Annotated in this window: 7 protein-coding genes; 3 read left to right on the top strand and 4 right to left on the bottom strand. The window is 61.3% G+C overall.

Annotated features, from left to right (window positions below):
• Positions 1-150 precede the first annotated feature (150 nt).
• Positions 151-873: a P-loop NTPase fold protein gene (locus tag U5A67_RS40855; RefSeq protein ID WP_415768382.1), complete on the top strand. Its 723-nt coding sequence runs from the start codon at positions 151-153 to the stop codon at positions 871-873.
• Positions 803-2,662, top strand: a complete 1,860-nt coding sequence (locus U5A67_RS40125; protein ID WP_321818778.1) for a P-loop NTPase fold protein — start codon at positions 803-805, stop codon at positions 2,660-2,662. The genes U5A67_RS40855 and U5A67_RS40125 overlap by 71 nt, the downstream gene beginning before the upstream one ends.
• Positions 2,663-2,690: 28 nt before the next feature.
• On the opposite strand, the gene U5A67_RS40120 is transcribed toward U5A67_RS40125, so the two are convergent.
• The 4 genes from U5A67_RS40120 to U5A67_RS40105 form a co-directional block, all read right to left on the bottom strand.
• Positions 2,691-3,401 (bottom strand): RES domain-containing protein, encoded by a 711-nt coding sequence (locus U5A67_RS40120; RefSeq protein ID WP_321818779.1) that lies wholly within the window; start codon positions 3,399-3,401, stop codon positions 2,691-2,693.
• An 11-nt stretch (positions 3,402-3,412) separates the two neighbouring features.
• The gene (locus U5A67_RS40115; protein ID WP_321818780.1) at positions 3,413-4,081 is read right to left on the bottom strand and encodes a hypothetical protein; all 669 of its coding nucleotides are present in this window, start codon (positions 4,079-4,081) and stop codon (positions 3,413-3,415) included.
• 12 nt (positions 4,082-4,093) lie between these two features.
• Positions 4,094-4,762: a hypothetical protein gene (locus tag U5A67_RS40110; RefSeq protein ID WP_321818781.1), complete on the bottom strand. Its 669-nt coding sequence runs from the start codon at positions 4,760-4,762 to the stop codon at positions 4,094-4,096.
• Between the two features lie 202 nt (positions 4,763-4,964).
• Positions 4,965-5,540, bottom strand: coding sequence for a hypothetical protein (locus U5A67_RS40105; protein WP_321959828.1), 576 nt, complete (start codon positions 5,538-5,540; stop codon positions 4,965-4,967).
• An 8-nt stretch (positions 5,541-5,548) separates the two neighbouring features.
• Here U5A67_RS40105 and U5A67_RS40100 point away from each other — a divergent pair, with 8 nt between their 5' ends.
• Positions 5,549-5,698, top strand: coding sequence for a hypothetical protein (locus U5A67_RS40100; RefSeq protein WP_321818783.1), 150 nt, complete (start codon positions 5,549-5,551; stop codon positions 5,696-5,698).
• Positions 5,699-5,845: the final 147 nt, after the last annotated feature.

Genomic DNA, 5,845 nt, shown 5'->3' with positions numbered 1-5,845 from the left:
TCGATATCGGAAGTTCGCAGAGAGCGGCGGTGTGCTTGCTGTGTCTCCTCAGCGCTAATCTTTCGGCACCGGTCCGGGTGCCCGCCGCGTTGTGGCACATTTATCGTCGCAATGGTGTCACTTTTATTGCGGACTACGGCAATGTGAGCGGTGCGCGCGCCTCGTCCCACCTTGCTGAACCGGATCCGGATAGGATTCGGGGGACCGCATCGTTCAATTTGTCTACGGGACGGGAGAGATGGCCAGGTGTCGGGAGCGCAACGGGCGCGGCTGCGGGATCGGCTTTGCGGGAGTGCGCTTGCGAGGGATTGTCGCGTGACGGCCGGACTGCGGGTTCGTCTTTCGGCATGGCTGGCCCGTCGCCGGGCGCGGGTAGATGCGGGGGCGGCGAGAGCTGAAGTACCGGACAACGGAATTGGTGCGGAGTCACCGATCCGGTCGATATCACAGGATCGCCTGAGGCGCGCCGATTTCGCCGAACGCATTGCCGTTGTGCTCTCTGAACTAAGCCTTCGCGAGGGCCGGGTGTTTGCAATCCGTGGGGGCTGGGGCTTCGGAAAGTCCTCGCTTAAAAACCTCGTCACCGAGCGCCTCGAAGCCGGGAGCGAGCGAGCCGAATGGCTTGACTTCAACCCATGGCAGTGGGGCGACGGTGATGCCATTGCCCGTGCCCTTTTCGCCCAGATAGCAGATCGCTTGGGCGGGCCGCATTCCACGGCCGCGCTCGATCGCGCCGCGGCGCTACGACGATACGGCGCAATCCTCACCGGGGCGAGCGACAGGCTGAAAGGATGGCGGTACCGTGAGCGACGTTATCGCGAAAGGACTGACCAACGTTTCGGTGATTGCCGTCGCGTCTGCTGTGGGGTTTGATCTGCCAGCGGTAGCGACGGTGGCGGGCGTGCTCGCCTTTCTCTCGTTCGCCTTCCCTCTGCTTGGGCGCCTGCTCGCATACCTCGGGCATGATCGTAGCGGCGAGTCGCTCGACAAGGTGCGTGAAGCCCTCGAAGTCAGTCTGCGCAAACTCAAACGACCACTGGTCATTTTCGTCGACGACATCGACCGTCTTGAACCCGACCAGATTCGTGTGCTGCTTCGTCAGGTGAAGGCGAACGCCAACCTGCCGAACCTCGTGTTCGTGCTTCTGTTCCAGCGCAGCATCGTGGAGTCGGCGCTAGATCCGGTCGCCAACAATGATGGTCGGGCTTTCCTCGAAAAGATCGTACAAGCCAACTTCGACCTGCCGGCCACTCCCGTAGCGATCGTGCATCGGATATTCGGGGAAGAGCTTTCGGGACTGGCGGGTGCCTTCGCGACCGAGACAAACGGCTTCACGCCAACCCGCTGGGGTAACGCGTTTGCGGGCTGTATTCAGCCCCTGCTACGCAATCTGCGCGATGCCCGCAGACTGATCTCGTCGATTGCCGTTCACCTGCCATTGCACGTCGACGGTGACGTGCTTGAAGTCAATATCGTTGATTTTCTCGTTCTGGAAGCGTTCCGGGCTTTTGAGCCGGATCTCCATGCGGCGCTGTTCAGGGAAAGGGAGCTGGTGGTCCAGGAGCGGCGCTTTCAGGGCGACCACCGGCAGGACGTGGAGCGCGCTGCGGCTCAAGGGCTTCTTGACCTTGTGCCGGCGCCGCGTCGAGACGTCGCGAAGGACGCGCTCAAGGAGCTTTTCCCGCCGCTTGAGTGGGCATTCGGCGGCGCCAATTACGGTGACGGCTTTCGCGAGAGGTGGCTGCGGGAAAAGCGGGTGTGCACGTCGCGTTATTTCGCGCGCTACTTTGAACTCCAGACTGCTGTCGGCGAGTTGTCGGAGCGTCGCTTCATCGCGTTTCTCGAAGCGTCGGCAACGGAGGACCAGCTTGATGGGGCGATCGTCGGCATTGAGGCCGATGGTCTGCTTCCCTCGCTTGTGGCGAGGTTTGACGAGTCGGTTGACCGTCTGCCGGTCGAGCACGCGGAGGTGTTGTTGCCGGGCATGTTCCGGATCGCGGAGAAGCTCGCGGGTACGCAGGACGGCGACCCTTTCAGTTCACCATGGATCTCGGCATGGCGGGCAACGAGCGGATTCTTGAAGCGTCTTCCGGAGGACATTCGCGGGCACCGGGCACTTGCAGCGTTGCGTCAGACGGGTGCGCTTTCCGTCGCCGCGATACTGATCCATCTGAGCGATCCTGCGGATCGACGCGAGGAAGAACAGGCGAACTTCGATCCGGCGCTCGATCCGGGCGCGGTGGAAGCGCTGAAGGTCGAATGGCTGAGGCTGGTACGCGAGCGCGCCTTGAACGGCGATGCGCTGCTCGAAGATTCCGGGCTCATGTCCCTGCTCTATCGCTGGAGTGACTACGCCGGTTTGCCGGACGAACCGCGTGAGTGGGTAGCACTCCAGATCCGGACCGACGAAGGTTTCGCACGTATGGCCGCGCGCATGATGAGCCGGGGCACGAGGTATTCGGCCGGTGACCGGGTGTCAACGCCCCACAATCACTTCAACAGGGAGACGATCGAGGATTTCATTGGTATCGACGTCGCAAAGGCGCGGTGCGACGCCATCGATTTCGCTGGATTCCCTGAGCAGGAAGAGGTGTTGCGGACGTTGGCCAGATCTCTCGATATCTGGCTTGGGCTGAGCGCGCGCGACCCTCACGACTTCTGACGCGAGTCGCGCGCATGCCTGTTAATGGTTAGCGAGCATCGAGTTCAGGCGGTGCAGTGCACATCGGATCGGCGCGAAAGCGTGCGTACAGTTCGGTGTCGCAAAATCGCTCGACGGATCGCTCGGCGGCGGCGAAGAGATCCGGCGCCGCCCAGTCGGCCAGTGCGAGTGCCGGATAGCCCTTGACGCGATGTGAGGGGTAGACAAACCCATCCGGCCGCTCGCTAGGCGGCTTCATCAACATGGCTTCGCGAAGTTGCAAACCGAAGTGCTGACACGTTTCATGGTCGCGCTCGGAGATCGGGTCCTGGATGCCGAGCCGGCTGCTATGGTCCTCGCCGAGACTCCACAACACGAGAGATCGTTTAAATCGGACCGACGCGAGAACGCCTTTCGCTTCTGCTTTCCGCTGGATGTGAAAGCCGCTTCCGGCACCGCGATTGTTGAGAACCAGCTGACTTTCCCACGCTGCGACTAGGCCGTCCATCGCCAAGTAGACCCACGTGAAGGGAAGCGTGCCGTCCTCTCCAGCCATCTCGATCGGTGGTCCGAAGCGGTGCGCCGTGTAAGGTGACGCGGTCGCAACGAAGCGTTCATCGTCGACCGCGCGCACGAACACCCGATCAACCTCGTACGTATATTCCTGATCGCCGAGCGCCTTCAAAATCTGCGCGGCCGTTGGTACGCGACCTTCCAGATGCTGAGGCAACTGGTATTTCACTTCTTCATTTTTTTGCATCGACTAGTTGCTCATTCCAGGCCGGCCACCTCCATCCGTGCCAGTGCGCCGATCTTTATTAACCGCTGTTTCAGGGGCAGCGAGAGCATACGCTTCTGCTCAGGTGCGACCTGCTTGCGGTCTTCGAATGGCATTCCGGCCAGGACCTCGGCTGGAGAAAGCTCATTCAGCGCGTCCTGCTCGGACATGAAGAACGTATTGACCTGAATTCGTGAATCGCCGCGAAGGATCGAGAGAATCTCTGGCAAATGCGAAGGAACATCGCCGACAAACTGCCACGCGGGGTATGCGCGGCCGTTTTTTTTGCCGATCGGCACGACACAGTAGAACTGTGTCTGGCCGCTGCGGTAAAGCGTGCTCTTCGAAACGCCAGTGCGTTCGATCACTTTTTCGGGGCTCCATTTAGCAACTGGCAAACAAACGCTGCCTGCATCCACGCGCTCGTTGTCCCTGATCAGCCATTCGGCAAGCCGGGACGCGACCTCTTTGCGGGCTGCGCGATTCGCGAGGCCTGCAACGGCTTCGGCGCCGGACTTCGCCTTGACCCGTTCAAGCACGGTCAAGAGAACGTCCGCCGCGACCTTTTCTATCAGGGCGTCGGCGTCACCCACGTACTGCCCGTTCACGAGCGCTCGCAGGTCTGCCTTTACATCGGGTTTTTGTTTGGTTGCCAGTTGCATAACGACTCCTGTTTAGCAATCCAGAGGGGGCGCACCAAGAGGCGCGAGCATCCAGGCCCGGCAGGCGCTGCTCCGGCTGCAGATGCGGCGTGTACGAGGCCGACGAATTTGCCTTGCGCAACGAGAAATCAGGCTGCCGGTAGCAGTCCGATGAAGTATGCGGGTCACAAAGGCGAGGCCGCGTGTGTGCCTAAAGCGGAACCCGTCGTTACGCGCTGGGCGGGATTCACGCTGGCGAGCGACAAGAATGTCGCAGATGTGATCGACGAAGCCGCACATGGAGCGTCCGGCCGTGCCGTCAAGTGCGCGCAGGAGGACGCCTGCGACCCGGCACGGGTCGAAGGTGACCATAGTGCCGCTGCGGCGGATGATCTTTTCGTCGTCGTAGCGGTTGAATGTCGCTCTCAGCTCGCCGGCTCGAACTTGCACGACGCGTTCGTTGCCCGGGAGGATGCGATCGAGCTGTGTCAATCGCTCCCGCTTGATGGCGAGCCGTTCCGTGTGGAGCGCAAGTATCTTGGTGACCAGTTGGTCACGATTGGGAGTCGCCTCCAACTGGAGCACACGTAGCAGGAGACTCTCGATGTGCTCGATTGCCTCGTCAAGCGGAGCGATGGCGAGTTGCCTCGCATGCTCGACCTCGAGCCGCGAAAGGTGGATCTCGTCATCCCAGTTAAGCATGAGTCTCCCCGATGGGTTTCAGTTCGGTACGGGAATTATAACGCTTTTCCCATTATTCGCAAGTTTTCCCATTTTTCCCATTGATGTGGGTGGCGGGCGCCCGTGCGCGTGTTGTTATCCGCGAAGGTGACTGCCGCGCAAATTCACGGGACGCGCGGCAGCGCGGCCTTTTCGGAGAGCGGGCATTGGCCGCCGTGACTGCCTACGGCGAAGTTTTAGCCGCTGCCGTCTGTCGTTGGCTCGCAAGCTCCCCGGATGAATAGTAAATCAGTGGATTCGGCATGCGCGTCGGCGTGGCGCAGGCTTCGATCGCGTGTGGGCGCGGCGGTGGGCAGGCGGCCAGATCTTGCAGCATGGCCTGGGTGCCTTCCTGATAGCGCGCAGCGGTTTCACCCGACGATGGCAGGCCGCCCGGCGTAGTCAGGCGCATTTCGATCTTGCGGATCGGCACGGCGGCAGCAAAAGTGCTCTGGTATTGCAGCCCGACGCGTCGGCTGCTCAAGTCGACGGTGGCCAGCACCACCCGCATGGGCACCGGGATGATTGCCCCCGAGCGGTAACGCAGCAGCACGTAGGGAACAAAACGTTGCGGCAGTTGCAGGTCGACGCGCGCGCCGGTGTCCGCGCGCACGCGCAGCACAGAACCGTCCGGAATGTAGTGCTGGGTTCGCCAGCCGCGTGTCACGCGTTGAGCGCCGACGCACGGCGCGTAGAAGAACTCGATTTCGTCCGCATCGTGACCGGTGTAGATGTGTAGCACGTGGCCGGTAACCAGCACGAGTTCGAATGCTCGATAAATCGAGCATTAACGCCATAAAGTCCGATTTATCGAGCATCGAGGTCGTTCTGGTGCTGGCGAAGGTCCCGTCGGAAAAATGCCAGATGCGCCGGAGCGAGGACATTTTCGACCCGCCCCTGATGCGTCGCGTTTGGTGAGAGACGAGACGCTGAAGGGGATGGATGCGCTGGCGTATATCGCGACATCGTCGGCGCGCAGTGCTGCGAACGACGCTAGCGATACGACTTCAGCAATTCGAGGAAACTTCAGGCTTGTCTGCCACTGCTTGATTGCTGACTTCCGGT

The organism is Paraburkholderia sp. J69-1 (assembly GCF_905220255.1).
Lineage (GTDB): Bacteria > Pseudomonadota > Gammaproteobacteria > Burkholderiales > Burkholderiaceae > Paraburkholderia.
This window is presented reverse-complemented; position numbering and strand designations above follow the sequence as displayed.

Excerpts from the sequence above, each read along its gene's own strand:
- U5A67_RS40120 (WP_321818779.1), bottom strand. The coding sequence starts at position 3,401 with ATGCAAAAAAATGAAGAAGTGAAATACCAGTTGCCTCAGCATCTGGAA.
- U5A67_RS40115 (WP_321818780.1), bottom strand. The coding sequence starts at position 4,081 with ATGCAACTGGCAACCAAACAAAAACCCGATGTAAAGGCAGACCTGCGA.
- U5A67_RS40110 (WP_321818781.1), bottom strand. The coding sequence starts at position 4,762 with ATGCTTAACTGGGATGACGAGATCCACCTTTCGCGGCTCGAGGTCGAG.
- U5A67_RS40100 (WP_321818783.1), top strand. The coding sequence starts at position 5,549 with ATGCTCGATAAATCGAGCATTAACGCCATAAAGTCCGATTTATCGAGC.